22 protein-coding genes and 1 pseudogene are annotated in these 26113 nt (G+C 63.0%); 12 read left to right on the top strand and 11 right to left on the bottom strand.

Translation table 11 applies throughout. The features are described 5' to 3' along the window. Window positions 1-117 precede the first annotated feature (117 nt). Genes pxpA through GXK59_RS13110 form a run of 5 tightly spaced genes read left to right on the top strand, consistent with a single transcriptional unit; the run spans window position 118 to window position 4374 of the window. A complete protein-coding gene (gene pxpA, locus GXK59_RS13130) occupies window positions 118-867 on the top strand; it encodes a 5-oxoprolinase subunit PxpA (protein WP_160667386.1) in 750 nt (249 codons plus the stop codon). A 31-nt stretch (window positions 868-898) separates the two neighbouring features. Further along, window positions 899-1138 (top strand): acetyl-CoA carboxylase, encoded by a 240-nt coding sequence (locus GXK59_RS13125; RefSeq protein WP_160667384.1) that lies wholly within the window; start codon window positions 899-901, stop codon window positions 1136-1138. A gap of 2 nt (window positions 1139-1140) precedes the next feature. After that, window positions 1141-2493, top strand: coding sequence for an acetyl-CoA carboxylase biotin carboxylase subunit (locus tag GXK59_RS13120; protein ID WP_160667382.1), 1353 nt, complete (start codon window positions 1141-1143; stop codon window positions 2491-2493). Continuing rightward, window positions 2490-3398 carry a 5-oxoprolinase subunit B family protein gene (locus GXK59_RS13115; RefSeq protein ID WP_160667381.1) on the top strand — a complete coding sequence of 303 codons (909 nt, stop codon included), beginning with the start codon at window positions 2490-2492 and terminating at the stop codon, window positions 3396-3398. The genes GXK59_RS13120 and GXK59_RS13115 overlap by 4 nt, the downstream gene beginning before the upstream one ends. Beyond that, a complete protein-coding gene (locus tag GXK59_RS13110; RefSeq protein ID WP_160667379.1) occupies window positions 3388-4374 on the top strand; it encodes a biotin-dependent carboxyltransferase family protein in 987 nt (328 codons plus the stop codon). The genes GXK59_RS13115 and GXK59_RS13110 overlap by 11 nt, the downstream gene beginning before the upstream one ends. Window positions 4375-4426: 52 nt before the next feature. Here the strand turns inward: GXK59_RS13110 and GXK59_RS13105 are convergent. Then, window positions 4427-4545 (bottom strand): annotated as a pseudogene (locus GXK59_RS13105) (IS481 family transposase); the annotation flags it as partial. Between the two features lie 606 nt (window positions 4546-5151). Between GXK59_RS13105 and GXK59_RS13100 the strand changes: the two are divergent. Further along, on the top strand, window positions 5152-5439 hold the full coding sequence (locus GXK59_RS13100) for a hypothetical protein (protein WP_160667377.1): 288 nt from the start codon (window positions 5152-5154) through the stop codon (window positions 5437-5439). Window positions 5440-5672: 233 nt separating this feature from the next. Here the strand turns inward: GXK59_RS13100 and GXK59_RS13095 are convergent, their stop codons facing one another. From GXK59_RS13095 to GXK59_RS13065, 7 genes are all read right to left on the bottom strand, one after another. Further along, on the bottom strand, window positions 5673-6212 hold the full coding sequence (locus GXK59_RS13095; RefSeq protein ID WP_160667375.1) for an NUDIX hydrolase: 540 nt from the start codon (window positions 6210-6212) through the stop codon (window positions 5673-5675). Further along, complete coding sequence (locus GXK59_RS13090; RefSeq protein ID WP_160667373.1) at window positions 6209-7807, bottom strand: hypothetical protein; 1599 nt, start codon at window positions 7805-7807, stop codon at window positions 6209-6211. Before GXK59_RS13090 ends, GXK59_RS13095 begins: the two co-directional genes overlap by 4 nt. Window positions 7808-8037: 230 nt before the next feature. Next, complete coding sequence (locus tag GXK59_RS13085) at window positions 8038-9759, bottom strand: alpha-amylase family glycosyl hydrolase (protein ID WP_160667371.1); 1722 nt, start codon at window positions 9757-9759, stop codon at window positions 8038-8040. Beyond that, window positions 9756-10673: a carbohydrate ABC transporter permease gene (locus tag GXK59_RS13080; RefSeq protein WP_237393885.1), complete on the bottom strand. Its 918-nt coding sequence runs from the start codon at window positions 10671-10673 to the stop codon at window positions 9756-9758. The genes GXK59_RS13085 and GXK59_RS13080 overlap by 4 nt, the downstream gene beginning before the upstream one ends. Next, window positions 10670-11719 (bottom strand): carbohydrate ABC transporter permease, encoded by a 1050-nt coding sequence (locus GXK59_RS13075; protein ID WP_237393884.1) that lies wholly within the window; start codon window positions 11717-11719, stop codon window positions 10670-10672. The genes GXK59_RS13080 and GXK59_RS13075 overlap by 4 nt, the downstream gene beginning before the upstream one ends. 112 nt (window positions 11720-11831) lie before the next feature. Next, window positions 11832-13151 carry an ABC transporter substrate-binding protein gene (locus tag GXK59_RS13070; RefSeq protein WP_160667370.1) on the bottom strand — a complete coding sequence of 440 codons (1320 nt, stop codon included), beginning with the start codon at window positions 13149-13151 and terminating at the stop codon, window positions 11832-11834. A gap of 123 nt (window positions 13152-13274) precedes the next feature. Continuing rightward, window positions 13275-14291: a LacI family DNA-binding transcriptional regulator gene (locus tag GXK59_RS13065; RefSeq protein ID WP_160667368.1), complete on the bottom strand. Its 1017-nt coding sequence runs from the start codon at window positions 14289-14291 to the stop codon at window positions 13275-13277. A 381-nt stretch (window positions 14292-14672) separates the two neighbouring features. On the opposite strand from GXK59_RS13065, the gene GXK59_RS13060 reads away from it, so the two are divergent. The 3 genes from GXK59_RS13060 to GXK59_RS13050 all read left to right on the top strand — a co-directional run bounded on the left by GXK59_RS13060 (window position 14673) and on the right by GXK59_RS13050 (window position 20676). After that, window positions 14673-16805 carry a DEAD/DEAH box helicase gene (locus GXK59_RS13060; RefSeq protein ID WP_202129126.1) on the top strand — a complete coding sequence of 711 codons (2133 nt, stop codon included), beginning with the start codon at window positions 14673-14675 and terminating at the stop codon, window positions 16803-16805. Window positions 16806-16848: 43 nt separating this feature from the next. Next, the gene (locus GXK59_RS13055) at window positions 16849-17451 is read left to right on the top strand and encodes a DUF2290 domain-containing protein (protein WP_160667367.1); all 603 of its coding nucleotides are present in this window, start codon (window positions 16849-16851) and stop codon (window positions 17449-17451) included. A 90-nt stretch (window positions 17452-17541) separates the two neighbouring features. Then, window positions 17542-20676, top strand: a complete 3135-nt coding sequence (locus GXK59_RS13050; RefSeq protein WP_272927731.1) for a DUF3427 domain-containing protein — start codon at window positions 17542-17544, stop codon at window positions 20674-20676. Between the two features lie 280 nt (window positions 20677-20956). Here GXK59_RS13050 and GXK59_RS13045 read toward each other — a convergent pair whose 3' ends face one another. After that, window positions 20957-21931: an AbiTii domain-containing protein gene (locus GXK59_RS13045; protein WP_160667363.1), complete on the bottom strand. Its 975-nt coding sequence runs from the start codon at window positions 21929-21931 to the stop codon at window positions 20957-20959. Between the two features lie 291 nt (window positions 21932-22222). Between GXK59_RS13045 and GXK59_RS13040 the strand changes: the two genes are divergently transcribed. The 3 genes from GXK59_RS13040 (at window position 22223) to GXK59_RS20735 (ending at window position 23855) form a co-directional block, all read left to right on the top strand. Next, entirely contained in the window at window positions 22223-22549 is a 327-nt protein-coding gene (locus GXK59_RS13040) for a hypothetical protein (protein WP_160667361.1), read from the top strand. Window positions 22550-22881: 332 nt separating this feature from the next. Continuing rightward, entirely contained in the window at window positions 22882-23652 is a 771-nt protein-coding gene (locus GXK59_RS20505) for a DUF3761 domain-containing protein (RefSeq protein WP_202129125.1), read from the top strand. After that, entirely contained in the window at window positions 23568-23855 is a 288-nt protein-coding gene (locus GXK59_RS20735; protein ID WP_237393883.1) for a DUF4236 domain-containing protein, read from the top strand. The genes GXK59_RS20505 and GXK59_RS20735 overlap by 85 nt, the downstream gene beginning before the upstream one ends. 804 nt (window positions 23856-24659) lie before the next feature. On the opposite strand, the gene GXK59_RS13025 is transcribed toward GXK59_RS20735, so the two are convergent. Then, on the bottom strand, window positions 24660-24947 hold the full coding sequence (locus GXK59_RS13025) for a hypothetical protein (protein WP_160667358.1): 288 nt from the start codon (window positions 24945-24947) through the stop codon (window positions 24660-24662). 8 nt (window positions 24948-24955) lie between these two features. Next, window positions 24956-26041 (bottom strand): C2 family cysteine protease, encoded by a 1086-nt coding sequence (locus GXK59_RS13020; protein ID WP_160667356.1) that lies wholly within the window; start codon window positions 26039-26041, stop codon window positions 24956-24958. Window positions 26042-26113: the final 72 nt, after the last annotated feature.

Genomic DNA, 26113 nt, shown 5'->3' with positions numbered 1-26113 from the left:
TAAGCCTCCAAATCGCGAGATCCCCCCGCGTAATAGTGCAGTCTTCATAATTCGGTCATGTGGTTTCAGCGCTTTGCACAATACCGGCTGTCGTCCCGGTTGGGTAGCGTTGCCCACATGCAAAAATCTGTGACCCCCGGCACTTCAGGCCGTGTGCTCTTGAACTCCGACATGGGTGAAGGCTTGGGCCTCCACGAGTTCGGCAACGACGAAGACCTTATGCGCATCATCGATGTCGCCAACGTTGCGTGCGGCTTTCACGCCGGCGATCCGGACGTCATGAACCGCACCGTGGCCCTCGCGGCGGAGCATGGCGTGGCCGTCGGTGCCCACCCGGGCCTTCCGGACGTGGTGGGATTCGGACGCCGCCGCATGGCGCTCAGCCCTGAAGAGGTCGAGTCGATCATTCTGTACCAGACAGGGGCGCTCACCGCGTTTCTCGGAAAACACGGGCTCGAACTCAACCACATCAAACCCCACGGCGCCCTCTACGGAATGTTGGCGGGCGACGAGGAACTGATGCAGGCGGCCGCCGGAACTGCCAAACAGTTCGGCGTGCCTTTCTACGGTCTGGCTGGCACCGCGCACGAATCCGTGTGCCGGGCGATGGGTGTGGAATTCGTGGGCGAACTCTATGTGGACCTCAACTATGGCCCCGGGGGCGAGCTCTTGATCCAGCGCCGTCCGGCGCCCACGGATCCCGCTGCCGCCGCCGAGCGCGTCAGCCGGGCCATAGCCGGGAAGCCGGTCCTCGCCGTTGACGGCACCGAATTGGACATCTCTTTCCAGAGCATCTGCGTCCATTCCGACGCGCCCAACTCACCCGCCGTGGCGTCCGCCGTACGTGCGGTCCTCGGTTCACTCTGACTTATCCGACCAACTGAAAGCGAAAAATCACGTGGCAACCATCGTCTCCCCGCTCCCCGGAATCTTCTACCGCAAGCCCGGACCGGGCAAACCGCCCTTCGCCAATGAAGGCGACACCATCGAGATCGGCCAGACCTTGGGCATCGTCGAAATCATGAAGCAATTCACCGAAATCCAGGCTGATGTGGCCGGAGTCCTTGAGTCCTTTGAGGTCAACGAAGGCGACATGGTTAACCCCGGCGATGCGATCATCGTCATCCGCGAGGGATAGCCGTGAAGAAACTTCTGATCGCCAACCGCGGCGAGATTGCGGTAAGAATCGCCCGCACCGCCCGGGACATGGGCATCGAGACCGTCCTGGTGGCAAGCGAACCCGATGCCGATTCCTTGGCGGCGCGTTCGGTTGACCACGTGGCGGTTATCGGCCCGGCTCCTGCCACGGCCAGCTATCTGAACCATGACGCCGTTATCGCTGCCGCGCTGGACCACGGCTGTGATGCGGTCCACCCGGGCTATGGTTTCCTCTCCGAGAACTCGGCGTTCGCCCGCAAGGTCGTGGACGCGGGCTTGATCTGGGTGGGCCCCGACGCGGCAGCCATCGAGATGATGGGCAATAAGTCCCTGGCCAGGGAATCCGCCCGGAAGTCCGGCGTCCCTGTGCTCAAGGGCTCGGACGGCCCCCTGGACCCCGAGGCTGACGCCGTTGAAGTCGCCCGCGGAATCGGGTATCCGCTCGTGGTCAAGGCCTCCGCCGGCGGCGGTGGCCGCGGCATCCGTTTCGTACAGAGCGAAGACGAACTGCTGGAAACGATCGAGCTGGCGCGCGGTGAGGCGGGGTCCGTCTTCGGCGACCCCACGGTTTACCTGGAACGCTTCGTCCAGCATGCCCGCCACGTGGAGGTGCAGATCCTCGGCGACGGCACCAACTTCATCCACCTCGGAGACCGTGACTGCTCCATGCAGCGACGCTCGCAGAAGGTCATCGAGGAAGCACCGGCTCCGGATCTTCCCGACGCCGTCCGCCAGAGGATCCGGGACTCCTCGGTGGAACTCGCCCGGGAATGCGGCTACAGCGGAGCCGGAACGGTCGAGTTCCTCTATGACCCGATCAACCACGAAGCCGCGTTCATTGAAATGAACACGCGCATCCAGGTTGAGCACCCCATCACCGAGCAGATCACCGGTATCGACCTGGTGCGGGAGCAGTTGCTCATCGCGTCCACGGGATCCATGTCGGTCCGGCAGGATGACGTGCGCTTCAGCGGCCACGCCATCGAATGCCGCATCAACGCCGAAGACCCGGACAACAATTTCTTCCCCAGCCCCGGCCGCATCCAGACCATGGAATGGCCCTCGGGCGAGGGCATCCGGGTAGACACCGGCGTTGAAGCAGGATCCGTGGTGAGCCCGTACTACGACTCCATGCTCGCCAAACTGATCGTCCACGCCGCCGACCGTGAGGCGGCTACCGCCGCCATGTTGGCTGCCTTGGAGGGGACGCGCATCGAAGGAGTCAAGACCACCATTCCAGTACACAAGATGCTGCTGGCACGGCCCGAATTTGCGGCCGTGACCCACCACTCGAAATTCATTGAAACTGCGGCGGACCTAACGGAGGCACAATGACCAGCCCAAGCACTGCTGCTGCGCAGCAGGCCCGCTACACCTGGGGCGGCGACGAATTCCTGTTCGTTGAAGTCTCGGAATCCATGAGCCTCGCCGCCAACTTCAAAGTCATGACCCTGGCAAGCAAGCTGTCCGCCGCGGACCTTCCCGGCATCGTGGACATCTGCCCCGCCAACGCCTCGCTGCTGGTGAGGTTCGATCCGGACGTCCTGGCGCCCTCGACCCTGGAAGAAACCGTCCGGGACATCGAACGGGACCTGGGGAACGAAGAGGAGCAGGCGCTCGAAACCCGGATCATCGAGGTCCCCGTCTGGTACGACGATCCCTTCACCGCTGAGGTGGCGGAGCGTTTCCGTGAAGGGTTCCATCAGGAGCCCGGCGGCACGGACATTGACTACGCGGCGAAGGTCAACAACCTCAAGGACGCCGCCGAATTCATCCAGCGCCACCACGAGCAGCCGTGGCTGGTTTCGATGGTCGGATTCGTGGCCGGGCTGCCGTTCCTCTTCCAACTGGTGGACCAGGACAAGCAACTGGAGGTCCCGAAGTATCTCAGCCCCCGCACCGACACCCCCAAACTGACGGTGGGCCACGGCGGATGCTTCGCCTGCATCTACTCAGTCCGCGGCGCAGGCGGTTACCAGATGTTCGGTGTCGCTGCCGCGCCGATCTTCGATCCGGCCCAGGCCCTGGACGATTTCAAGGACTTCATGGTGCTTTTCCGCCCGGGTGACATCGTGAAGTTCAGGCCGGTCACGGAGGCCGAGTACAACGAGATCCAGACGCAGATCTCCGAGGGAACGTTCCGGTACCGGCAGGCGCCGGCGACCTTCGAGCTCTCCAAGGCGCTGGCCGACCCGGCAGGCTACAACCAGGAACTCATGGAGGCACTCAATGGCATTTGAGATCAAGACCCCGGGCCTTGCCACCACGGTCCAGGACCAGGGTCGGACCGGCCACTACAACGTGGGCATCCCGCAGAGCGGGTCAATGGACCAATACTCGGCAGATCTCGGCAACGCGCTGGTAGGTAACACCCCCAAGGAGGCCGTCCTCGAGTGCACTTACCTCGGTCCGGCACTGACCACTGGCCGGGATGCCGTCATTGCCGTCACCGGAGCGCCCGTGGACGTGAAGGTCAACGGCGAGTCCCGGCCCCAGTGGACCCGGCTACTGCTCAAAGCCGGCGATGAACTCAGCTTCGGCGTCATCCAGGGCGGTACGCGGTACTACATCGCCGTCCAGGGCGGCATCGACGTGCCCGAGGTGCTCGGCAGCCGCTCCACCTACAGCCTGGGCGCGATCGGCGGATTCCAGGGCCGGAAACTCGAGGCCGGCGACCTGGTCCCGGTCGGCAGTCCGCTCAACGGCGGTCAGCTCCCCGCCGGCGATACGGTTGCGGACGAGTTCCGTCCCGCGTACACCAAGGAACAGACCGTCCGGATCGTCCTGGGCCTGTATGACCACCGCCTCACCGAGGACGGACTGGACAACCTTCTCAACGGCGAATGGAAGGTGACCCCGGTGGCAGACCGGATGGGTTTGCGGTATTCGGGCCCAGGCGTGAAATGGAAGGAGCGGGTGCAGCCCTTCGGCGCGGGGTCGGACCCGTCCAACATTGTGGATGCCGGGTACGCGGTAGGCTCGATCCAGATTCCTGGCGGTACGCAGCCGATCATCCTGCATCGTGATGCCGTCTCCGGCGGCGGGTACGCCATGGTGGGCACCGTGATCAGCGCCGACATGGACCTGGTGGCCCGCGCGGCTCCCGGCACGGCCACCCGGTTTGAAGCGGTCAGCCAGGAAGAGGCCCTCTTGGCGCGCAAAGAACTTGCTGAACGCAAGAACGAGGCGTGGGCGGCGCTCGGCGCCAGCCGCTGATTCCGCCGTTCGGCAGAATCCGAACCAGCTCCGCTCGGGAGCTTGGGGATAGCCGTGCCAGCCGGTACCGGGAGAGGACCTTGTTCACCGTGGAGGGATGGATAACCAGCAGGTAGCCGATTCTGGCCGGCCCCAGCGGCGGCTGACCCTTAGCGCGATGATCCGTCGTTCCCGGGGAGCGAGAAAAGCATGAGGCTAGGACATGAAGAAGACCTCCGTTTGTGGAACTGGACTCTAGACAAGCCCCACTCCACTCGGAGGTCTTCTTCATGTCACCCCACGACGCCGACTGTCACTAACGTCCGTGGTTAAATGCCCCTAGTCCCTCGCCCGCGCTTAATTCAGCGCCCCGCCTGGCCGGATCGAGGGAAGCGGTGAAGTACACATGATGGCCACCGCCCGTCCGTCGAAGGTGGGGGCATAGCCGGGGACCACGAGGTTCCCGGCCTGCAGTTTTGCCTGGGTGCCGTGGGAGAACTGCCCCGGATCATTGGGACCTGCCGTTGCCTCCGCAAGACCATTCTCGAGGCAGTTTGCACTGAACTTCCCCTACCCCGCTCTGGTCAGCCGCCTTGCATGAACGTGAGCCTTCCCACCTTATTGTGAGTAACTCACGATAAGCCTGTAAAGTTAGGTGCAGGCCGACGTAGCCCTTGAGTACCGCACCGGTGAAGACACCCGGGCCAGCGGGGCAAGCGACACAACGCGCAACCGCCCTCCTGCTTGAGCGGCACAAGAACCTGTACGCCCCTCATCGCGAAACCCCACGGAGAACCCATGACTTTGCTGACCGAACGCCCCGCAACCTCCTCATCCACCACCGAAGCCACCCTCAAGGCCGCTACCGCTACCACCGTCGCTGACACCGCAGTGCGCGGCGGCAGCTACGTGACTCTCCCCGCCGGCAGCGTCCCCGTCGGCGTCGAGGGCAGCTATGTCACCGTCGCTGGCGCTCGAAACCTGCCCCCCGTCACCCGTGGCAGCTATGTCACAGTAGACGGCACTCCCGTTGTTGCCGCCGGCGCCATCGAGGGCAGCTACGTAACGCTTCCAACGGCGGCCTAGGGTCCAGCCCCATGCGGGGGCAGCACCACCGCCGGGCATTAAAAGGAGGCCGACGGCGACACTGGGTGTCGTCATCGGCCTCCTTTTTCGTGCCATCGGAGAGAGCGCCGGCGCGCGGCTTGGTGCGCGCTGCAGCTGTGGCGCATCTTGGTCCTTGTTGCATCGGCACACGCCTAGGTCCGTCTGTCAGCTGGCCCGCGCGTCGAGGTATTTAGGGCACTTGGCTCGACGCTCTAGGCGGGTGATGCAGTATTGAGCTGGCCTTTCGCCCACGCGAGCGCGAGGGCGGCAATGCTGATGCCGTCACGGATCTGGTCGTCGGCTATCTCCTGACTGATCCGGTGCATATCAATCCACCGCAGCGCCGAATATTCCGCAACGGCCCGCCTGGCAAGAGGATCGACGCGGACTTGCACGACGTTCACCGCATCCCCGCTCAGGCCGCTCTCCGCCCAGATCTGGCCGAGCAGGCGGGACTCAACCGAGATCAGACCGGTCTCTTCGAGAAGTTCCCGTGCAGCCGTCGCCTCCGGGGATCCGTCCGCGGCGTCGGCCTGTCCGCGCGGCAGTTCCCACAGATTCCTCCCGATTGCAGGGCGTTCCGCGTCAATGAACAAGACCCGTGATCCGTCGACGACGACGGCAACGGCCCCGTCACCTTCGGAATTCGACAGGATCCTGTGACGAGTCCAACCTTCCTCGTCGCGCGCCTGCACGAAGAGCCGTTCTCCGGGTGCCGTCCAGACGTCGCGCCAGCGGCGGGCCGCCGTCATGCCTTGAACCGAAGGGGGGACTGCAACTGAGAGCCGCTCATGCGGCGAAGGCTGCCAAGATCCGACCAGGGTGCCGCGAGGAGAGCAGCGGCAACGAATGCGATGATCGCCCACACTGGGCCGGTAAGGGCGATGACCCCGTTGTCGTAAAGCACCACCGCGAGCCCACCGATGGTGACGACGGCGGCACGCAGCATCGTCGACCGCATCCGCCGGGATCGTGACGTCGTGTCACCGGCGATCTCGTCGATAGCGACGACGAGGTCGAAGAGCGACCGCCGCCCCGGGTTACGCAACAACTCGCGCGAGCCAACAGCATCGAACGCCTGAAGCCGTGAGTACTCGGCGGGCGTGAATGCCGCGAGGCGCGTGACAACATCGCCAGCGATAGGCAGAGTGCTCGCGACCGAGGACCGCGACCGGCGTCGAAGGCGCGCGCGCATCCGGGCGCTGATTCTCTCCTTAGGCCGCCGGAGTCCCCAGGCGAGCTCGGCAGCCTCGGCATCGTCGCCACGGATGCCCGAGGGCGACGGCAGCGCGTTAAAGATAGTGAGCAACCTCAGGTCGTCCCGATTGCAGATGGCACGGTTGTAGGCAAGTGTCCACCAGCCGAGTGCAGAGCTGCGGTGCACCGCCAACTCGTCATGCTGCAGGGAGTCCGGCAGTTGCGACGGGTTCAATAGTTCCACGTGCTCGCCGTCAAGCCACCGAGTCACAAGGGACCGAGTCGTCACATGGGCTCTCTGACATGGCTCGGCACCGCCCGAGTGCACCACCAGGCAGGGAGCGGTCTTGCGCCGGTCAGCATCGTTCGCATACTCGAGATTCATCAGCGCGGCAACGAGTTCATCCACCTCCGGGAGCTGATCATCGTTCGGGGGAAGCTCGGAATCGAGCTCGGGTCCAAGCGGATTCGGTCCCAGGCTGGCGCTGCTGCGGACCTGGACGCGCCCGTCCCGCATTGCCTCGACCCAGGCGCTCCGGCCGCTCTCCCGCACTTTTTTCGCCACTCCAATGTCCCGCTCGGCCCAGAGAGCCTGTGGCACCACGACCGGGTCCGAAACGCGCCACGCCTCATCGAACTTTGCACCGGAGGACGAATGGGACCTCTGGCTTGCATCCGAGGCACGTTCGTAGGCTCCGCCGGTCAGGGCGATGAGCGGAGACGATACCCGGTGGAGGTCGTCACGGATCGCCGCGTGATTCGCCTCTATTGCCGTCACTAGATCGTCGTCGACGCCCCAGCGTTTCTGTCCGTCGGCGAGTTCCCATGGTCCCGATACTGTCGACGGGCTGGATGGCGCCGGCAGCAGTTGCACTTCGATCGGAAGCGGCGCTCCCGGCTCTAATCCGAGGTGCCAGGCCAAGCGCTCCGGAGGCATGGCAATGAAGAATATCCCCTCAAGGAGCTGATTGCGGTCGACGACGACCGTGCCGCCGAAGAGCAGCGCGGCGCGCAAGACCCCGACAAGTATCCGCCTCGCCTCGGTCGGCCCGACCTGCAACCACAGCTTCGACTGCTCGACCGGGTCGAGGTTGAAGACGCTGATCCGGGTGGACACGCCAGCCTGCTCATCTGTATCCGAATCCGACATTGGTCCTCACTTGTGCCTGGGGAATTAGTACTCGTGCGCTCCAGCGAGTGACTCCGCACTAGTCGCGCTCTGAGCGCACTCAATCACGGGTGCCCACTCGTTGTTCTTTCGTTCGAGTATCCGGCGAGTTGGGCATGAAGCAGGCAGGATCGTCGGGGTACCTCCATGTTGGCAAGAGGTTGTTTGGTGACGGAACGTGATCCCGTTTGCGCTATCACCTGTGGTCGTTCTCAGCCGCTGATAGCAGCTTCAAGTGATAGCGCAACGGGGGTGTGTCTGGAACGCGGGCGGCCCCGAACGGACTGGGCTTGGTCTCGCAGCACCCACGCGGCGTTGTTCGGCTGCAGCCAGCCGTCCTCGGCCAGCGGCGCAGCGCTAAGCAGTACGGTTCCCGCGGGTAGCGGCACCGGTTGGGTGCCCATCGCGACAGCGACGAAGAAGTCATCACTGCGTTCGCAGATCAGTAGGTTGCCAGCTTCGACGCGCCAGGTGCCGCCGTCGTCCGGGCCGAAGACTTCGTTTTTCCAGAGCAGCCGGCGCATCTCCAGCGCTCTGATGGCCAGCGCCAGCTGGGACCCCGGGTCCTGCCGCTGGAGTTCGATCGCGTGCCTGCCCCAGTCCGCGGGCAGCGGGAGCCACGGTGCCGCTGCGCTCTCGGTGAGCGAGAAGCCGTGGTTCAGCGCCGCGTCCTCGGTCCAGGCCAGCGGGACGCGGGCGCCGTCGCGGCAGACGCCGCCGCGGGCCCACATGGGATCCACCCGGGCCTCGGACGGGACGATGACCTCGGGCAGCCCGAGTTCCTGGCCCTGGTAGAGGTACGCCGGGCCGGGCAGCCCCAGCAGGGCAACCAGCGCGGCGCGGGCACGCAGTGCGCCCACCTCGCCGCCGCCGAAGCGGGTGACGGAGCGGACGATGTCGTGGTTTTCCAGCGCCCAGGTGGGGGTGGCGCCGTGGAGCCGGCGGGCGGCCTCGAGTTCGTTCCCGACGGCGGCCCAGGCCTCCGGGTCCCAGCCGAGCTTCACGAACGCGAAGGCGAACGCCTGCTGCATCTCATCGGCCCGGGTGTAGCGGGCGGCGCGGGCCGGTTCGAGGTTGACCTCGCCCACCAGCAGGCGGTGCGGCTCATACTTCTCGGCCAGGGTGCGCCAGCGGCGGTAGACCTCGTGGACTTCCTCTTGGTCCGAGACCTGCGGGTTGGACCGCAGCCCGTCCACCACGCCGCCCTCGGAGGGCGAGTCCGGCAAGCCGTCGGCCTTGAACAGGGCATGGGCGACGTCGATCCGGAGGCCGTCCACGCCCTTGTCGAACCAGAAGCGCAGCACGCCGTCGAAGTAGTCGCCGACGGCGGGGTTCCGCCAGTTCCAGTCCGGCTGCTCGGGGGAGAACAGGTGCAGGTACCAGTCGGTGTCCGTCCCGGAGCCGGCGGTGGCGCGGCTCCAGGCGCGGCCGCCGAAGACGCTCTGCCAGTTGTTCGGCGCGACGTCGCTGGCGACGTTACTGCCGGCGCCGTCGGACATGTCCTTTGGCCCCGGGACAAAGTGGAACATGTCCCGCTCCGGCGAGCCCGGACCGGCCGCCAGCGCAGCCTGGAACAGCGGGTGCTCCGAGGAGCAGTGGTTGGGGACGACGTCGAGCAGGATCCGCAGGCCCAGCGAGTGCGCCAGTTCCAGCAAAGTATCGAACTGTTCCATGGTGCCGAACAGCGGGTCCACGCCGCAGTAGTCGGACACGTCGTAGCCCTGGTCCACCTGCGGGGAGGGCTGGAACGGAGTCATCCAGATGCCGTCGACGCCGAGCGAGGCGATGTACGGTAGCCGGGAGGTCAGACCGGCGAGGTCGCCCACGCCGTCGCCGTCGCCGTCGGCGAACGAGCGCGGATAGACCTGGTAGATGACGGCGGACTGCCACCACTCAGCGGAGGGCGCCTGGGCCGTCGATTCAACAGGGCTCATTTGCTGGCGCCCGCGGTGAGGCCTTCGACGATCCGCCGCTGGAAGATCAGCACCATAATGACCAACGGTACGGTGACGATCACGCCGGCGGCCATCTGCTCGCCGAACGGCGCCTGGAATTCGGTGGCGCCGGTGAACTTGGAGATCGCGACCGTGGCGGTCTGGATCCGCGGGTCGTTGACCATGGACAGGGCGATGATGAACTCGTTCCAGCTGTGGATGAACGTCAGGATCGCGGTGGTGAAGACGCCCGGCGCGGCCAGCGGGAGCAGGACCTTGCGGAACGCCTGCCACTTGGTGCAGCCGTCGATCATGGCGGCTTCCTCGAGGTCGAACGGCAGGGCCTTCATGAACGTGGTGAGGTTCCAGACCGCCAGCGGGATCGCGAAGGACAGGTTGGGCACGATCATCGCCTGGTAGGTGTTGATCCAGCCGATGTCCGTGAAGAGCCGCAGCAGCGGGACCACCACGGAGATGCCGGGGAACATCGAGGTGGCGATGATGACGCCGAGGATCACCGATTTGAAGCGGAAGTTCAGCCGGGAGATGGCGTAGGCGGCGAAGATGCCCAGGACCAGCGCGAACGCCGTGGTGGTGCCGGCGACGATCAGGGAGTTCAGCAGCGCCTGGCCGAACATCGTGGAGCCGTCGAAGACCTTGGTGTAGTTCTCCAGCGAGAACGGGGCCGGCAGCAGGGTGTTGTCGAAGATGTCCGCGGTGCGGCGCAGGCTGGAGACCAGCATCCAGTAGAACGGGGCCAGGCAGTAGGCGAAGATCAGCGCCAGGCCGGCGTAGACACTGTAGGAGCGCCAGGTGCGCTGCGCTTTCGGTTTTTTGGGTACGACGGCGGTGCGTGCGTCGGGGGCGACGGCGCCGGCGTCGGCTGCAGCGTTGCGGAGGTCGGAGATGGTCATCGGGTGGCCTCGGCCTTCTTCTGTTCGGAGTTGGCCTGGGTGCGGGACTTCTTCGCGTTTTTCTTCGAGAGCAGCTTCAGTTCCTTGGCGCCGGTGACGTCGGCGCCGAGCACCTTCACAAACACGATTGCGACGACGGCGACGTACAGGAAGAGCATGACGGCGAACGCGGAGGCGGAGCCGTAGCGGAGCTGGTTGGATTCGTCCCAGGCGAGCATGGAGAGGGTTTCCACGGATTCCTTGCCGGGGCCGATCAGCACGAAGGGCAGGTCGAACATGCGCAGGGCGTCGAGCATGCGGAAGAGCACGGCCACCAGCAGGGTGGGTTTGACCAGTGGGAGAGTGATGGAGCCGAGCTGGCGCCACCAGCCGGCGCCGTCGATCTTGGCAGCTTCGTAGACTTCGCCGGGGATGACCTGCATGCCGGCGAGGACCAGCAGGCCGATGAACGGGGCGGTCTTCCAGACTTCGGCGACGATCACGGCGAGCTTGGACGCGTCACCCTCGGCGGTCCAGAGGATTTCGCTGCCGATGAGGGTGTTGGCGATGCCGTCGGACTGGAAGATCCAGCGCCACAGCAGGCCGGAGACGGCGGTGGGGACGGCCCACGGGACCAGGATGCTGGCGCGTAGGAAGGACCGGCCGCGGAAGGCGCGGTTCATGGCCAGGGCCAGGCAGAGGCCCAGGACGGTTTCGAAGAAGACCGTGGTGACGGTGAAGAACGTGGTGTTGGCGAAGGCGTTCAGGAAGCGCCGGCCGGATTCGCCGACGAACAGGTCGGCGTAGTTGGCCAGGCCCACGAAGGCATCCACATCGGTGACGAAGCCGTCCGCGTCCAGGCCGGATTCGGCGCGGTAGAGAGACTGGTGCAGCGCCGAGAGCAGCGGGTACACGATCACTAGGGCCAGCACCAGGATGGTGGGGGAGAGCAGCATCGCGGCCATGCGGCCTTCGCCGGCGGTGCGCCGGGCGCGTTTGCGGGGCCGGGGTGCTTGGGGCGTGCCGGTCTGCGCGCCGGCGGGCGGGACGGTCGTCGTCGTCGTCATGCTGGGTACCTAACTGGAGTTGCAGCGTGCCTGGCCGGCCGGGATGAACCGGCCGGCCAGGCGGGTGGTCTGAACTGCTGGGGAATTACTGAGTTACTCGATTACTGCTGAACTACTTGGACAGCTCGGCGAGCTTGGCCTGCATGTCGTTCAGGGCCGTGTCCGTGTCCTTCTTGCCGGTGATGGCCGCGTAGGCCTCTTCCTGGATGGCCTTGGTGGTGGCGCCGTACTGGACCACCTTGGGGCGGGGCTGGGCGTTGTTCAGCGACGTCAGCAGCGTGGGGAAGAACGGGCGCTTGGCGACGACGGCGGGGTCCTCGAAGAGGGCGCCGTAGACCGGGGCGCGGGAGGACAGGGCGAGGCGCTTCTGCGCCTGCTCCTGGCTGGTGAAGAACTTGACGAATTCCAGCGCGGTGGCCTTGTTCGGGGTGAACGGGGAGATCGCCAGGCTGCGGCCGCCCAGGGTGGAGACGCCGGGGCCGTCGGTGCCCGGGATGGAGGTGATGTCGAACTTGCCGTTGACCTTGCTGGAGCCGTCGGTGGCGCTCAGGGACGCGTAGACGAAGGGCCAGTTGCGCAGGAAGACCACTTTGCCGTCCTGGAAGGCGCGGCGGCCCTGTTCTTCAAGGTAGGTGATGGCGTCGGACGGGAACATTCCGTCCTTGAAGCCGTCTACCAGCAGGTTCAGGCCCTTCTTGGCCTCGGCGGTGTTGACGGTGGGCTTGCCGTCGGCGTCGACGATGTGGCCGCCGGCGGAGGCCACGGCTTCGGAGAAGTTGACCGTGAGGGCCTCGTTCTTGTCGAACTGTCCGGCGTAGCAGGACATGCCGGCGGCTTCGGGGAGGGCCAGGATCGCCTTGCAGGCGGTCTTCATTTCGTCCCAGGTCTTGGGCGCGGCGGCGATGCCGGCGGCCTTCAGCAGGTCGGAGCGGAAGTAGAACAGGGCGCCGTCGGTGTAGTACGGGGCGCCGACCAGGGAGTCCCGGTAGGTCGCGGCGTTGACCGTGGCCGGGATCATCTTGTCGGTGGGGACGGCGTCGGCCGGCAGCGGCAGGATCCACTTGTTGGCGGCGAATTCGGAGGTCCAGACGACGTCCAGGTTCAGCACGCTGAAGGTGTCCGACTTGATCTGGGCGTTCTGGATGAGCTGCTGGCGCTGCTGGTCCGCGGAGTCGGGCAGTTCGATGAACGTGACCTTCTCTTCCGGGTGGGCGGCGTTCCACTCGTCAATGCTCTTGTTCGCGGCACCGGAGGCGTCGCGGTTGGAGACGTAGTTGATGGGGCCCTTGCCCTCGAAGGACGCGGCGGCGGCCTTCGGGGTGCTCTTCACTTCCGTGGCGGCCCCGCCGCAGCCGGTGAGGGCGACGGCGGCGACGGTCAGGGTTGCGGTGGTGGCGAGAAGAGTCTGCCAGGTGCGGCGGCGCTGCCTCATGTAGTGCTCCTTGTTATGTGTGGTGGTGCAAGTGGTTTGGTGCATGCGGAACTGCGGCGGCTGCCTGGTTTGTGGCACGGGGGAGTGCCGGCTGCCGCCGGTGGTGGGTGTGGTCTGTTGGGGCTAGCTGGAAGGTGCTTGGCTGCCGGGCGGATCTGGCGCCGTTTGATGCGGCGGCGCGGTGGAGCCGCGCTCGATCAGCCGGTGCGGCATGATCTTCGGCCCCAGGTCGCGGGAGCGGAGCAGCTTTTTCACGGCCATCCGTCCCATGTCCTCGAGCGGCTGGGCCATGGTGCTCAGCGGCGGGTTCACGTGCAGGGAGGTGGAGGTGTTGTCGAAGCCCAGGACGGAGACGTCTTCCGGCACCCGGAGGCCCCGGCGCTGCAGTTCATTGACGACGGCGGCGCCCATCTCGTCGCTCATCGCGAAGATCGCGGTGAGTCCGGGATCCTGCTGCAGGAGCTGGTCGACGCCTTGAGCGCCGCTTTCGTAGAAGAAGCTGCCCGTGGCGGTGACCGGGTTGCAGTTCGCCTCGGTCATGGCGCGGGCGTAGCCGCGCTGGCGGGGCTGTGCGACGTAGATTGACGCCGGATCGCCGGTCAGCAGGCCGATGCGCCTGTGACCTAGCCGCAGCAGGTGACGGGTCGCGTCGTAGGCTGCCTGGTCGTCGTCGATGGCCACGCTGGGGGAGCCGGACTTGTCGCTGATGGCGACGGAGATGATGGGGACGTGGGGCCCCAGCAGCTGCCTGGTCTCCGGCGTGATCACCGCGGAGATGAGGATGACGCCGGCGGCCCGGTAGGTGCGCAGGGTCCGCAGGTAGCCGGCGATGTACGCGGACTTGGCGCCGGTGCGGCCAAGCATCACGGCGTAGCCGCGTTCCTGGGCTTCCTCCTCCACGCCCTGCATGACCTGGGAGGCCAGGGCGTCGGAGACCATGGGGGCGAGGAGCCCGATCACGGACGTCTGCCGGGTTTTCAGGCCGCGGGCGAGGTAGTCCGTTTCGTAGCTGAGGCTCTTGACCGCAGTCTCGACCCGTTCCCGGGTCTCGTCGGAGTAGCCGACGAGGCCGTTGACAACCCGGGAGACGGTGGCCGGGGAGACGCCGGCGTGCTTGGCGACATCGCGGATGGTGACCACTGTTCCTCCTCCCTGAGGTGTCTTCGTTGTCCGTTGCGTTGGTTACGTAATCGGTTTCGGAAAACGGTTTACGTAAACGGTTTCGTTAGGTGCAGGATCAACAGTAGGGGGTGGTCGGGGGATCGCGTTGCGTTTCGTAAACGGCCCCGAGGACCAGTTTGCTCGCGGGAGGTTGATACCGCGGCCGTCGGTCACCCTGCTGACTCTCGCGGGATCCGAGAACACAGCCCTGTGTGCCGTCATGAGGTCTAGAGCACGCGCGTCATTCCTGGGCGCCTCGGTATGCAAGGCTGAGTTGGCCGTGGCGCACCACCTTGCGGATGTCATCGAGACCCCGCAGGAAGCTTATGCTTCTAAAAGGGACCGAGCTAAGAGGTGGCAGTGACAAAGAATCTCACAATCATTATGGGGACGGGCAAGAACCAGCCCGCGGCGGCTATGTTGATAGCGGTTCTCACGGAGTTGAACACTTCAGGGACGCTGTACCTTGGCTATCCGCTTCTGGCGACTGCGGATGAACCGATAAATGTCGACGCCATCCTGGTCAGCCCCGATCATGGGATTGTCGCGTTTCGATTTGCCGACGAAAGCCCTTCGGATGCTCCAAGCTGGGAGGAAGCAATCGGAGATCAGGACCGACTCTTTACCGGGCTAGAGGCGCATCTTCGCAGGCATGAGTCACTCCGGCACAGGCGGGGACTAGCTTTCGATGTCAATACCGTGACGCTGTACCCACACCCAATCGGAGAAGTACCCGAAACGGATGGTGTGTACCTCTCATTCGGGCAACTGTCCGAATGGTTGCAGAGTCTTGATCCATTGGACGACGCCCTAGTGGCGAGGCTTCTTTCTGTCCTCCAGCGTGTTACGAACATCAAACCCTTGAAGAAGCGGGTTGACGCCATCCGTGAGGGTTCTCGTGGATCCAAACTGAAAATAATCGAAAAATCGATTGCCAATCTCGACCGTTGGCAGCAAGCTGCAGCCATCGAGACACCTGACGGGCCCCAAAGAATTCGCGGTCTGGCAGGTTCTGGGAAGACCGTAGTCCTCGCACTGAAAGCGGCTCTTCTTCACTCAAATAATCCAACATGGGATATCGCTTTTACTTTTCAGTCCCGTGCCCTGTATCAGCAAATAGACGATTTAATCACAAGGTTCACATTTGAGCACATGAGCGACAGGCCAGACCCTGCCAAGTTGCAGGTTCTTCATTCATGGGGGTCGGCCAGCAAGTCGGGGATCTACAGTCGGATTGCTTCGAGCCTAAATGCGCCTATTCGCGACTTTGCTTATGCCAGCGGAATGTATGGTCGCGATAACGCGTTTCAGGGTATCTGTAGGGAGCTTTTAGACTATTCTCGGGGTATTGACGTAGTTCCTTTGTTTGACGCCGTGCTTATTGATGAGGCTCAGGATCTTCCTCCGGAGTTCTTTCAGCTGATCTACAAGTTTACGCGGGAGCCAAAGAGAATTGTTTGGGGCTTTGACGAGCTCCAGAAGCTTTCAGAAGCCATGATGCCAGAAACGGATGAGCTTTTCGGAAAAGGTGAGGATGGCGAAAGTTTGGTCAGTCTTCACCAGGCGGAAAATGCTCCTCAGCGGGACATTATCCTACCGGTTTGCTATCGCAATACGCCATGGGCGCTGGCAGTGGCGCACGGACTGGGAATAGGTGTTTATAGAACTGAAGGTCTCGTTCAACATCCGGACAACCCGAAACTCTGGTCGGAAATCGGGTATGACGTAAAGGCCGGGAAGCTTGAGTTGGGTGAGCGCGTCTCCCTACAAAGATCCAGTCGTCACACGCCGGAGTATTTCCGTACGCTGCTCAGCGACAGCGATGCACTTTCGGTTCACGCTTTTGAAGTGGAAGAACAGCAGGATCGTTGGGTGGCGGAGCAAATCCGTATTAACCTCGGTCATGACGAGCTTGAATCAGATGACATCTTGATTGTCCTTCCCGATGCCTACACTGCAAAGTCGCGCGCCGCCGCCATTATATCAATGCTTGCCCGTCTTGGCATTGCTGCTCATTTGGTCGGCGTCAACTCAAGCCAAGACGAGGTCTTCAGGGACGGATCGGTTGCGATAACCCACATTCATCGCGCCAAGGGCAATGAGGCCCCAATGGTCTACGTCCTGGATGCACAGCGAACCGTCCTCGGTCAGAATCACGTTTCACGACGAAACACTTTGTTCACAGCCATTACTAGAAGCCGCGCGTGGGTACGCGTTTGCGGTTTTGGGGCCAGGATTTCTGTTATCCGTGATGAGATCGATAAAATTGTTCGTTCTGATTACAAATTGGAATTTAATATCCCCAGCGCTGAGTCCTTGGCCGTATTGCGACATCAGGAGAATGTGGGATCAACTCTTGCACCCGCAGAGGGGATTTTGGAGAACCTGCTGAATGCTTTGAAAAATGGCTCATTATCTTTGGATGATCTGCCATTGGATTTCCGGAGCAAAATTTCTTCTTCGGAACCCGCCATGCCTGATAGAGATGAGTGATTGGAATAGCCTGCATCAGGAAACTCAAAATATCCTAGATTATATGCAGAAGAAGGATTTGGCATATTTTACCAATGCTGTGTCAAAGACGGTAAGTACGATTTCTTGGGCTGCAGGGAAAGGAAGCGGCTTTCTTACTTACAGGGGCGATCCGACCATCGAGCAATATCATCAATGGATAATAGACGGACACTACTCTGCCATATTAATGGATGGTTCTCTCCTCCAAATTTCCTATGATTTCGACGAGGGTGAGGTGTCAGGTCATCGGTTGGCATACGTCCCGTGTCCCTTTGATATTGATTCTGGCATCATGCTGGAAATGACTCCGGGCGATGCCGTGGAGCTCTATAAGCTTGAGAAGCTGGGCGATGTAAGATTGCGTTCTCCTCTGCGATTTGATTTCGCACCAGCCCAGGCGAAGCCCGGCCACCCTGCGTCGCACTTGACGATCAACTCTTCGACATGTCGGATCGCTTGTTCTGCGCCGATTCGAGTCGGAAGATTTGTCGATTTCGTCTACCGCCACTTCTATCCGAAGCTTCACGTTCTCCACGGAGACTTTTTCGAGGCTCTGGCTTTTGGTTCTCTGGGCACCGATTGCCTGTCCGCGGAGGAGGGGCTCGGACTCCATCTCCGGTTATGACGACCAGAACGACTCTGAGGACGCTTGATCCGACTCGCAATTTGTCCGGGCGGGCCATAGCCTGGCGCAGTGACTAATTTCATTGGGGGAATGGCAGCGGAGCAGCTGCCCGAGGGCTTGTACGAACTACTCAGTACTGATTTACTCGGCACACGCCTGGACCAAGCAGCAGAGTTGCAGCCGATCTTCGCAGACATGGATGATGAAGACAGCCCGGACATCCTCTCCCGTCACGTTGCCGACGCCGTTCGCCAGGCGCTGGCCGCAGCCAAGCCAACGGAACGCGTGGCCCTCGCAAACAAGCTCCTCAAAGAGCTTCACCACACAGATCGCATCGCCGAAGGTCCCACCCAGCTCCAGTCCCTGTACCGCCCGGACACCCTGAAACGCCGCAACCTTCGCCGGCCCACCACCAAACTGAGCGATTCCGCCCTCCTTACCAACAGCAAAGACGATCCGAACCTCGCCGCGGAACTCCGAACCGAGATCGAGTCCGCCAACACCGTAGACCTCCTCTGCGCCTTCGTCCGCTGGACCGGGCTGCGCCTCCTCCACCCCGCGCTCGAACAACTCAAAGAGCGCGGCGCGAAACTCCGCGTCATCACCACCACCTATATGGGTGCCACAGAACGCCGCGCCATCGACGAACTCGTCTCGCGTTACGGGGCCGAGGTGAAGATCAGCTATGAAACGCAGGCTACGCGCCTCCACGCCAAGGCCTGGCTGTTCCGCCGGGACTCAGGATTCGACACCGCCTATGTCGGCAGCTCCAACCTCAGCCAGGCAGCCCTGCTGGACGGCCTCGAATGGAACGTCCGGCTCAGCTCCGTCGGCACGCCCGCCCTGCTGAACAAGTTCGAGGTCACCTTCGACAGCTACTGGGCACAGCGCGCCTTCCAAAGCTACGACCCGGAACGCGACGGCGAAAAACTGGACGCCGCCCTCGAACGCAACGGCGGCCGGCGCACGGCCATCCCGGGGGCAGCCACCGGCCTCGAAGTCCAGCCGTACCTCCACCAGGAAGAGATGCTCGAGGACCTGGAAGCCGAACGGCTCAAGGGCTTCAACCACAACCTCGTGGTCGCGGCCACGGGCACCGGGAAGACGGTCATCGCCGCGCTGGACTACAAGCGCCTCTGCGAGGCGGCCGGCCGCGACCTGAAACTGCTGTTCGTCGCCCACCGCCAGGAAATCCTCAAACAGGCCATGCGCACCTACCGAGACGTCATGCAGAACGGCGTCTTCGGCGAGCTCTATGTCGGGGAACACAAACCCCGGCAGTGGAAGCACATCTTCGCCTCCGTCCAGTCGCTGTCCTCCCTCGGCATCGAGCAGCTGGAACCGGACTTCTTCGACGTTGTCGTCATCGACGAGTTCCACCACGCCATGGCGCCCACCTACCGCCGGCTGCTGGACCACCTCCAGCCGCAGCAGCTCCTCGGACTGACGGCGACGCCGGAACGCGGTGACGGCGTCGACGTCGCGAAGCAGTTCTTCGACGGCCGCACCGCCAGCGAACTGCGCCTCTGGGATGCCCTGGAAGCCGACCTGCTGGTGCCGTTCCACTACTTCGGCGTCTCGGACGACGTCGACCTGAGCCAGCTGGAGTGGAAACGCGGCAACTACGACACCGCGCAACTGAGCAACCTGTACACCGGCAACGATGCCCGCGCTGCCAAGGTGATCCGCGAACTGCGCGACAAGGTGACCAGCACGGACCACATGCGGGCCATCGGCTTCTGCGTCTCGGTGCAGCACGCCCACTACATGGCGCTGGTATTCAACCGCGCCGGCATCGCCTCCGTTGCCGTCGACGGGAGCACCGACGACGCTGACCGCGCGGCGGCACTGGACCGGCTCCGCACCCGGGAGATCAACTGCATCTTCGCCGTCGACCTCTTCAACGAAGGCCTGGACCTGCCGCAGGTGGACACCATCCTGCTGCTCCGGCCCACGCAGAGCGCCACGATCTTCCTCCAGCAGCTGGGGCGCGGGCTGCGCCGTGCCGAGGGCAAAGCGGTGCTGACTGTCATGGACTTCATCGGCCAGCAACGCCGTGAGTTCCGCTTCGATCTGCGCTACCGGGCGCTCACCGGCTACGGGCGCAAGGAGCTGGAAAAGGCCGTCGAGGACGAATTCCCCTATCTGCCGTCGGGCTCGCAGATCGTGCTGGACCGAGTGGCGCAGAAGGTCGTGCTGGACAACATCAAGGCGCAGCTGCGGTTCAACCGGGCGCAGCTGGTCCGGGACATCGCCTCGTACGCGGAGACCGAGCTGGAGGCGTATCTGGAGCGGTCTGGGAATGACGCGAAGTCGATTTACCGGTCGACCAAGGATTCGTGGACCGGCTACCTTCGCCAGGCCGGGTTGATCGAGGGGTTCTCTCCGTTGGAGGCCGTCCTCAGCGGAAAGATACAGGAGCTGTCCGATGCCGACGAGAAGAAGCTCCTCGGCCGCATGGCAGCGCTGATCCATGTGGACGATCCAGAGCGCGCCGAGGCCTACTCGATGCTCGTCGGCGCCGACGCGCTCCGCTACGCGGACCTCGGCATGCGCGAGCAGACGTTCGCGCGCATGCTGTTTTACACCCTCTGGGACGACGGCGGCGGTTTCCAGTCGTACGACGCCGGCCTGGACTATCTGCGCGGCTACCAGTTTGTCTGCAGCGAGATCCGTCAGCTCGTGAAGCTCGGAGTGGCAGCGTCAAAGCATGCAGCCAAGGGTTTGGGTACGGGGCTGCAGCACGTTCCGCTGCTCTCGCACGCGACCTACCGGCGTGAGGAGATACTGGCCGCACTCCAATACGGGTCGCTGGAGCTCGGCAAAAACGTGCAGCACCGCGAGGGGGTCGCCTGGTGCCCTCAGACCTCCACGGACGCCTTCTTTGTCACGCTCAACAAGGACGACAAGAAGCATGCGGCCACGACGATGTACAAGGACTACGCCATCAGCCCGGAACTGTTCCACTGGGAATCGCAGAACGCGACGTCGCCGGGGAGTCCGACGGGCAAACGGTACCTGGACCGGACTGCGCACGGTTCGAAGATCCTGATGTTCACCCGGGATACCTCGGAAGACGAGACGGGGCTGACCGTTCCCTACATGTGCCTCGGCCAGGTGGACTATGTGCAGCATTCGGGGGAGAGGCCGATCGCCATTACCTGGAAGCTGCACCGGCCGATGCCGGCGGACGTGTTTGCGACGGCGGCCGCCGTAGCTCAATAGCTGACATCGGAAGATACCTAGTCCCCCTGAACATGACCTGCGGGGGATCTCTCCTAACTCATCGACCTCAACTTGGGCCTGCCGGAATTACCAGACACACCAGATGCTCGCCCCAGTTGCTCAACTCCTCGGACTGACCGTTATGCATTGCGTCTCGTGACAGCCAGCCCGGCCTTCCCGACGTCGGCATGCACCTCCTTCAGTACCACGGCGGCTGGCGAGCTGGGCCGCGCGACATGGCCCTCTCGTGACGCTCGCAGGCTCCCGTAGTGCTCGGAAGTCAGGAGTTTTCTCCAACAGTGACGGTCATGGTTGTTTCATGAGACTTCGCTTTGAGGTTCAATATTTCCCCAAGAAGCACGTACGTTGTCAGGAACAAGTAATCCGCTTCTGTCTTCGACGCGTCGTTGTGCACCCCGTTCGAGACTCTTGCGTAGATGGACTCGGCGGATTCTCCGAGGCGCTTGGCTCTCGACTTGCTCAATGCATGGTCGTCGATGAAGGCACGCAACCTGTTCATGCGTTGTTGCTGACCAAGCTGGATGGCAGGTTTACCCGCCTGGGGGTGAGGCCGCGTTTCATGCGTGGGCGGAAATACCGCGTCTGTGAAGCCGTCGATCAATCGCCTCAGGCTATTCATCGCCCCTGAGATTGATTCCGCGTCCTCGGCCTGCAAGTTGGAGTATGCCGAGTCAATCCTCCTGAGCGTGTTTTCGTCAAGCTGCAAGAGCAGTGAGTCAATTTCCTCTTTGGCTTTCTCGAACATCGTGTTTTGCGTCGTGCTGAAACGAAGCGAGTGGTATGTCGCGGATGCAAAGGTATGGAGATGCCCTGAGACGGAAGCCAGTATCCCCCTCTGCTTAACGATCATATTACGGGTGTTAGTCATTCGATTTAGTGCATCGACATTCACTTTGTTGGCCCACTCGCCCGATACGTTTGGTATCCGCATGGATGCCAGTTCACGTTCGTATGTCTCCACTTTGGCCTGGATTTGCGCGGCGCTGGAGAAAACGTGATGCTCCGATTTCATATACTTCCGCGATGTTCGGACGAAGTACGTGTAGTCAACGTCCTTGGCGGAATAGCCTTGACGCTCCCTTCTTAGCCAGTCTGAAATCTTTTCATCGTTCATCAAACGTGCGAGTCTCGACGCCTTCAGCACTTGCTTGTCAACCGTGGTTCGATCCAATTCGATGTCTTGAAGGAGTTCCTCTGCCAACGCCAGAGCCTGGTCCTGTTCCTCGCGGTTCACTCGTGTCCTAACTCTTGCCACTGCGGATGCTGCCCTGAGTCTAGCGAGCCACAGCAGCGGACCGAGTTTTCCACCCCGGAGCCTTGTATTGCGTTTAAAGGAGTTCTGGGCGTCCCGACTGGGCACAATTCTCAGGCGGTCAATCCGACCGCCGTGCGGCCATGCGGCGCTGCGGAAATGGCGGTCAGCGTGTCGACAGCATAGGAGCTCCGCTCACGAATGTCGGAACTAAGATGACTCCTGTCAGCAATCGGCCGCTCAGCGGTCGCAATTTTCATAGGGGGACAATCAATGTTTGGGAACAACCAGCAGAGCAATGAGCTCTACCTGCCGGTACCGCCGGCCGCCGCGTTTTCCGCACTCCAGGGTGCGGTCAAGAAGCGTTTCTCGCTCAAGTCCGCGGACGATTTCACCATGCTCTGCACCTTCAGCAGCGGTGCTAGCGCATTCACGTGGGGAGAGAAGTTCACAGCCCAGGTCGTTCCCGCGGAAGGTGGCTCGACTCTGAAGGTTAACGGCGTGGGCAAAGTGGGCGGGCAGATCCAGCAGGGCTCGCGGACCGCCAAGCTCATCGATCAGCTGTTTGGAGACGTGACCAGCGCTTTGCGCCCCGCGTAGCCGCGGCGGCGCCGACGGGCCCCAGGGGAATCCTTGGGGCCCCTTTTTCATGGGCAGAGCGCCGCTTGCTTTGCATTGCGCCCGAGAGGTATTGGGCCATCGAGCATGCCGGTGGGATTGCGCTCAACGAAACCGCGGCCCGATTTGCACTGCGTCTGAACAATCTCCGGCCTTCCCGGGATGCGCATCAGTGGAACGGTGGCGAGAACGGGTGTTATATTGACCCAGCCGCACACCGCGTCACATCTTCTATGGGGGAAACAATGATCGAAAGTCCTGGCGCTGCCTCGCGCCCAAAGCGCCGCTGGCAGCCCTCTGTGTCATTTTGGATAGTGGCAGCATTGGTGCTGTTTCTGGTCATAATCTTCGCTGCGGTGGGCGGCGTTGGCGGGGTCCTCTTGATTCTCGGAATCGTAGCCGTGCTCACTGGGTTGTACGCCCTGCTCTTCAAGCGGAAATCCTGGGTCGGGCTTCCGCACCGGAAGTCAGCAGGTTTGGTGGCAGTGTCTGGTGTTGTTGCCTTCATCGTGGGGGCGGGTGTGGCGGCCGCTACCGCGGCCCCAAGCGTCGTCTCCGATAAGTCGGCCTTGGTAGCCTCCGCGCAGCAGTCGGACACTGCAACGCCCACTGCAACGCCCACAGCCACGAGCCCGGCCAACTCGGCGTGTCTTACCGCAAGCGAGACACGGAATTACACCGGCGACCTCTTCATATGCACCATGGGAAGCGATCAGCGTCTGGTGTGGATGTCCGAGTCCGAGTCCAAACGGGTCGTGGCTCAGAAGCAAGCTTCGGATAAAGCCGCGGCAGACAAGGTGGCAGCTGATAAGGCTGCTGCGGACAAAGCAATTGCAGACAAGGCAATTGCTGACAAGGCTGCTGCTGACAAAGCGGCCGCTGACACGCTGGCAGCCCAGCAGACAGCCGCCCAGCAAGCAGCTGCGGATCAAGCTGCGGCAGCTCAACAAGCAGCGAACCAAGCGCCAACTCAGCAGAATGCGAGCGGCGCCACAGCCCTATGTGTCGATGGCACGTTGTCCTTTTCGGCCAATCATCGCGGAACGTGCTCCGGTCACAGAGGCGTTTCTGTCTGGTACAAGTAACCGGCGTAAGTGCGTGTCGAACTTCGTGGAAGGGTAAGTCGTTGGGGATTATTTTTCGTCGCACAAAGAAGCTTGGTAAGAACACCAAGTTAAACCTTTCCAAAAGCGGCGTGTCAGTTTCGCGCAAGGCGGGTCCATTGACCGTGAATAGTCGGGGCAGGATTACGATCCGCCTGGGCAAAGGCCTGACGTGGCGCCTCTGACCAATCAGTGGCGCATCTGCGGATCGGAACGGTGGGGGGCGGGCCCACGCTGGCCTTCCATCGTCTCCAGTCGATGACAGCCCCCGCCGTGACTTAGCCTGCACCTGTGACTCGACAGCTCTGGCGTCGGTAGAGCTCGTAATCTTGGTACTGCCAGTCCTCCGGCCTCTTCGTCTTGACGAGGCAAATGTCTGGACTGTGCATGAGCCATTCTGGGCCTTCCAGGAATGTACGCAAGACGACCGGATCCAAGGGCTGCTCGCCAGGCGATTGCCGAACGACTGCCGACAGGTGGCGGTGACCGGGCTGGCCACAGCGAGTCGTGCCTGGACAAGAACTTCAGGTGGCAGCAGGCAGATTTCCCGACGCCGGAGTCGCTGGTCCATGCCGCCGGACCATCCACGTGGCAGCGGCCAACGCCCTGGTGTCGTCCATGCCCGAAGGCGGGAGGGTGCTGCTGCTAGGAAGCCGCACCTCCACGGGGTCGCCGTGCAAAAGCCCAGTACGCCGCAACCAAGGCTGTAATGGGGCTCGGCCGGACGTGAGCGCAGGAGCTCTCGCCGCCGGGCCCTACCGACACCCCGATACTGAACGATCTCGGCTGGGCGGCCAGCCCGCTGCGGACGCCTGCTTGGGCGGCTATTGAAGCCGCACAGAAAGTCCATCACCGGTCAGAACCACGTCATTTGCGGAGTCGCCCCCTCTCACCCGACGCTCTCTCAGATTTCGGGCCAGAACGCTGAACCCTCACTCACTACCTGCGACTTTCCCCCGGCCCCTCCCGCATTTCCGGCCGGAGTCCGATCAGTCGCTAGCTCCCGGGGCTGTGGTGCTGACGGCCTCGTAGGCCAGGACTGCCGACGCGGGAGTGTTTCCGTCCGCTGGCTGAATGGAAGCGAACCGTAGGGTTCCTGCGCCGGGCAAGGCGACCGAGTGGCCCTCGCGGAATGCCTGCTTACGCTGCTGCTGTGAGGTCCGTATCCAGACCTGGATGGCCGGGGCGCCGTCAGCCACGCCGATCTTGACGATCCCCACCTGGACACCGCCGAACGTGGGCTGCATGCCCTGTTTGACTGTTACAAGCTGTTCCACTGCCGCCCTCACTTCGTATCCACGGAGTACACGGAATCAAAGTTTTCCTTGTACTCATCCTCGGTCAGTTCCAGGGTCCCCGCCTTGCGGTCGTCGTCGCCGCTCATGAAGCCGCCGGACGGTCCCCATGGGTTAGCCAGAACAACTACCTTCTCGCCGTCATCGTTGGTTTTCACCTCAACCACGACGTACGCGTGGTTGGGCACGACGTCGGTGCGGTTGACCTCGTCGGACTCCCAGACCCAGTCAAAATCGTCGTCCTTGGTGTCTTCGGTGCCCACGGACACAGCCTGGCCGCCGGCGAGCTTGTCCTCGATCTCAGCCAGGTCCAGTTCGCCGTCCTTGTCCGCGGACCTACCTGTCATCAGTTCCATGGCCTCGTGGCTGAAGCCGCCGTCGATGTCGTCATAGGAACCGCCCCGGTGCTCCGCCGCGGCGCGTTCGTAGATGGACAGCCAGCTGGGCTCGCCATCTTCACCCCGGACGCCGCCGTCGGTGGACTTGGCTTCAACCGTGACTTCCACAGGCTCGCCGTCTTCGTGAAGGGTGACCACCCATTGCGTGGCCGGATCACCCACGGGGCGCATGTGTTCGGCGAGGAATTCATCGAGCTTGTCTTCCCGTTCCAGGGTCTGGGCAACCGATCCGATCCCTGCCAGGAGCCAGCAGTCGCCAATCTGTCCCTGCCGGATATCGCCGGGATCGCCGGCATCCGGGTCCTCGCGGACGTCACCGGGCACGTCGACGTCGGGGCGGTCCGGGTCCAGCGGTCCCGGATCCCCGGGAGGATTAGAGTCCGGCTTTCCTGAACCTCCAGACCCAGCAGCTCCCGCGCTGGCACGGTCCTGCTGGTCCGCATTGCGGGTCAGTTCCTGTGCTTGATCGCGGAGTCCGGCGGCAACGCGTTGGAGCGTTGGCCGGTGTTCCGAGAGCCAGTCGGCCCGGAACGCGACGGCGTCACGCCCTTCCCAAGGTGCCCGGGAAAGCAGCTGGCCCAGTTCCGTGGACAATGCGCCCACCTTGTCGGAATGCTGCGCCATCGTTTTTGCGAGTGCCCGCAACTGGCCAATGTCGGCGCCATAAAATCCCGGCATCCGGTTCTCCCCTTAAGATAACGTCAAGCTGTGGTGTTGTCTGTCTGCCGCGGTTCTCCTGCCGGGGAGTTA

Origin of the sequence: Pseudarthrobacter sp. ATCC 49987 (assembly GCF_009928425.1) — a bacterium.
GTDB lineage: Bacteria > Actinomycetota > Actinomycetes > Actinomycetales > Micrococcaceae > Arthrobacter.
The sequence above is the reverse complement of the archived record's forward strand: the minus strand, read 5'-3'. Positions and strand labels throughout refer to the sequence as shown.

What these genes read in the sequence shown, in the direction of transcription:
- pxpA (WP_160667386.1), top strand. Translation starts at nt 118, where the DNA reads ATGCAAAAATCTGTGACCCCCGGCACTTCAGGCCGTGTGCTCTTGAAC.
- GXK59_RS13115 (WP_160667381.1), top strand. Translation starts at nt 2,490, where the DNA reads ATGACCAGCCCAAGCACTGCTGCTGCGCAGCAGGCCCGCTACACCTGG.
- GXK59_RS13110 (WP_160667379.1), top strand. Translation starts at nt 3,388, where the DNA reads ATGGCATTTGAGATCAAGACCCCGGGCCTTGCCACCACGGTCCAGGAC.
- GXK59_RS13100 (WP_160667377.1), top strand. Translation starts at nt 5,152, where the DNA reads ATGACTTTGCTGACCGAACGCCCCGCAACCTCCTCATCCACCACCGAA.
- GXK59_RS13095 (WP_160667375.1), bottom strand. Translation starts at nt 6,212, where the DNA reads ATGACGGCGGCCCGCCGCTGGCGCGACGTCTGGACGGCACCCGGAGAA.
- GXK59_RS13090 (WP_160667373.1), bottom strand. Translation starts at nt 7,807, where the DNA reads ATGTCGGATTCGGATACAGATGAGCAGGCTGGCGTGTCCACCCGGATC.
- GXK59_RS13085 (WP_160667371.1), bottom strand. Translation starts at nt 9,759, where the DNA reads ATGAGCCCTGTTGAATCGACGGCCCAGGCGCCCTCCGCTGAGTGGTGG.
- GXK59_RS13080 (WP_237393885.1), bottom strand. Translation starts at nt 10,673, where the DNA reads ATGACCATCTCCGACCTCCGCAACGCTGCAGCCGACGCCGGCGCCGTC.
- GXK59_RS13075 (WP_237393884.1), bottom strand. Translation starts at nt 11,719, where the DNA reads ATGACGACGACGACGACCGTCCCGCCCGCCGGCGCGCAGACCGGCACG.
- GXK59_RS13070 (WP_160667370.1), bottom strand. Translation starts at nt 13,151, where the DNA reads ATGAGGCAGCGCCGCCGCACCTGGCAGACTCTTCTCGCCACCACCGCA.
- GXK59_RS13055 (WP_160667367.1), top strand. Translation starts at nt 16,849, where the DNA reads ATGCAGAAGAAGGATTTGGCATATTTTACCAATGCTGTGTCAAAGACG.
- GXK59_RS13050 (WP_272927731.1), top strand. Translation starts at nt 17,542, where the DNA reads ATGGCAGCGGAGCAGCTGCCCGAGGGCTTGTACGAACTACTCAGTACT.
- GXK59_RS13040 (WP_160667361.1), top strand. Translation starts at nt 22,223, where the DNA reads ATGTTTGGGAACAACCAGCAGAGCAATGAGCTCTACCTGCCGGTACCG.
- GXK59_RS20735 (WP_237393883.1), top strand. Translation starts at nt 23,568, where the DNA reads ATGTGTCGATGGCACGTTGTCCTTTTCGGCCAATCATCGCGGAACGTG.
- GXK59_RS13020 (WP_160667356.1), bottom strand. Translation starts at nt 26,041, where the DNA reads ATGCCGGGATTTTATGGCGCCGACATTGGCCAGTTGCGGGCACTCGCA.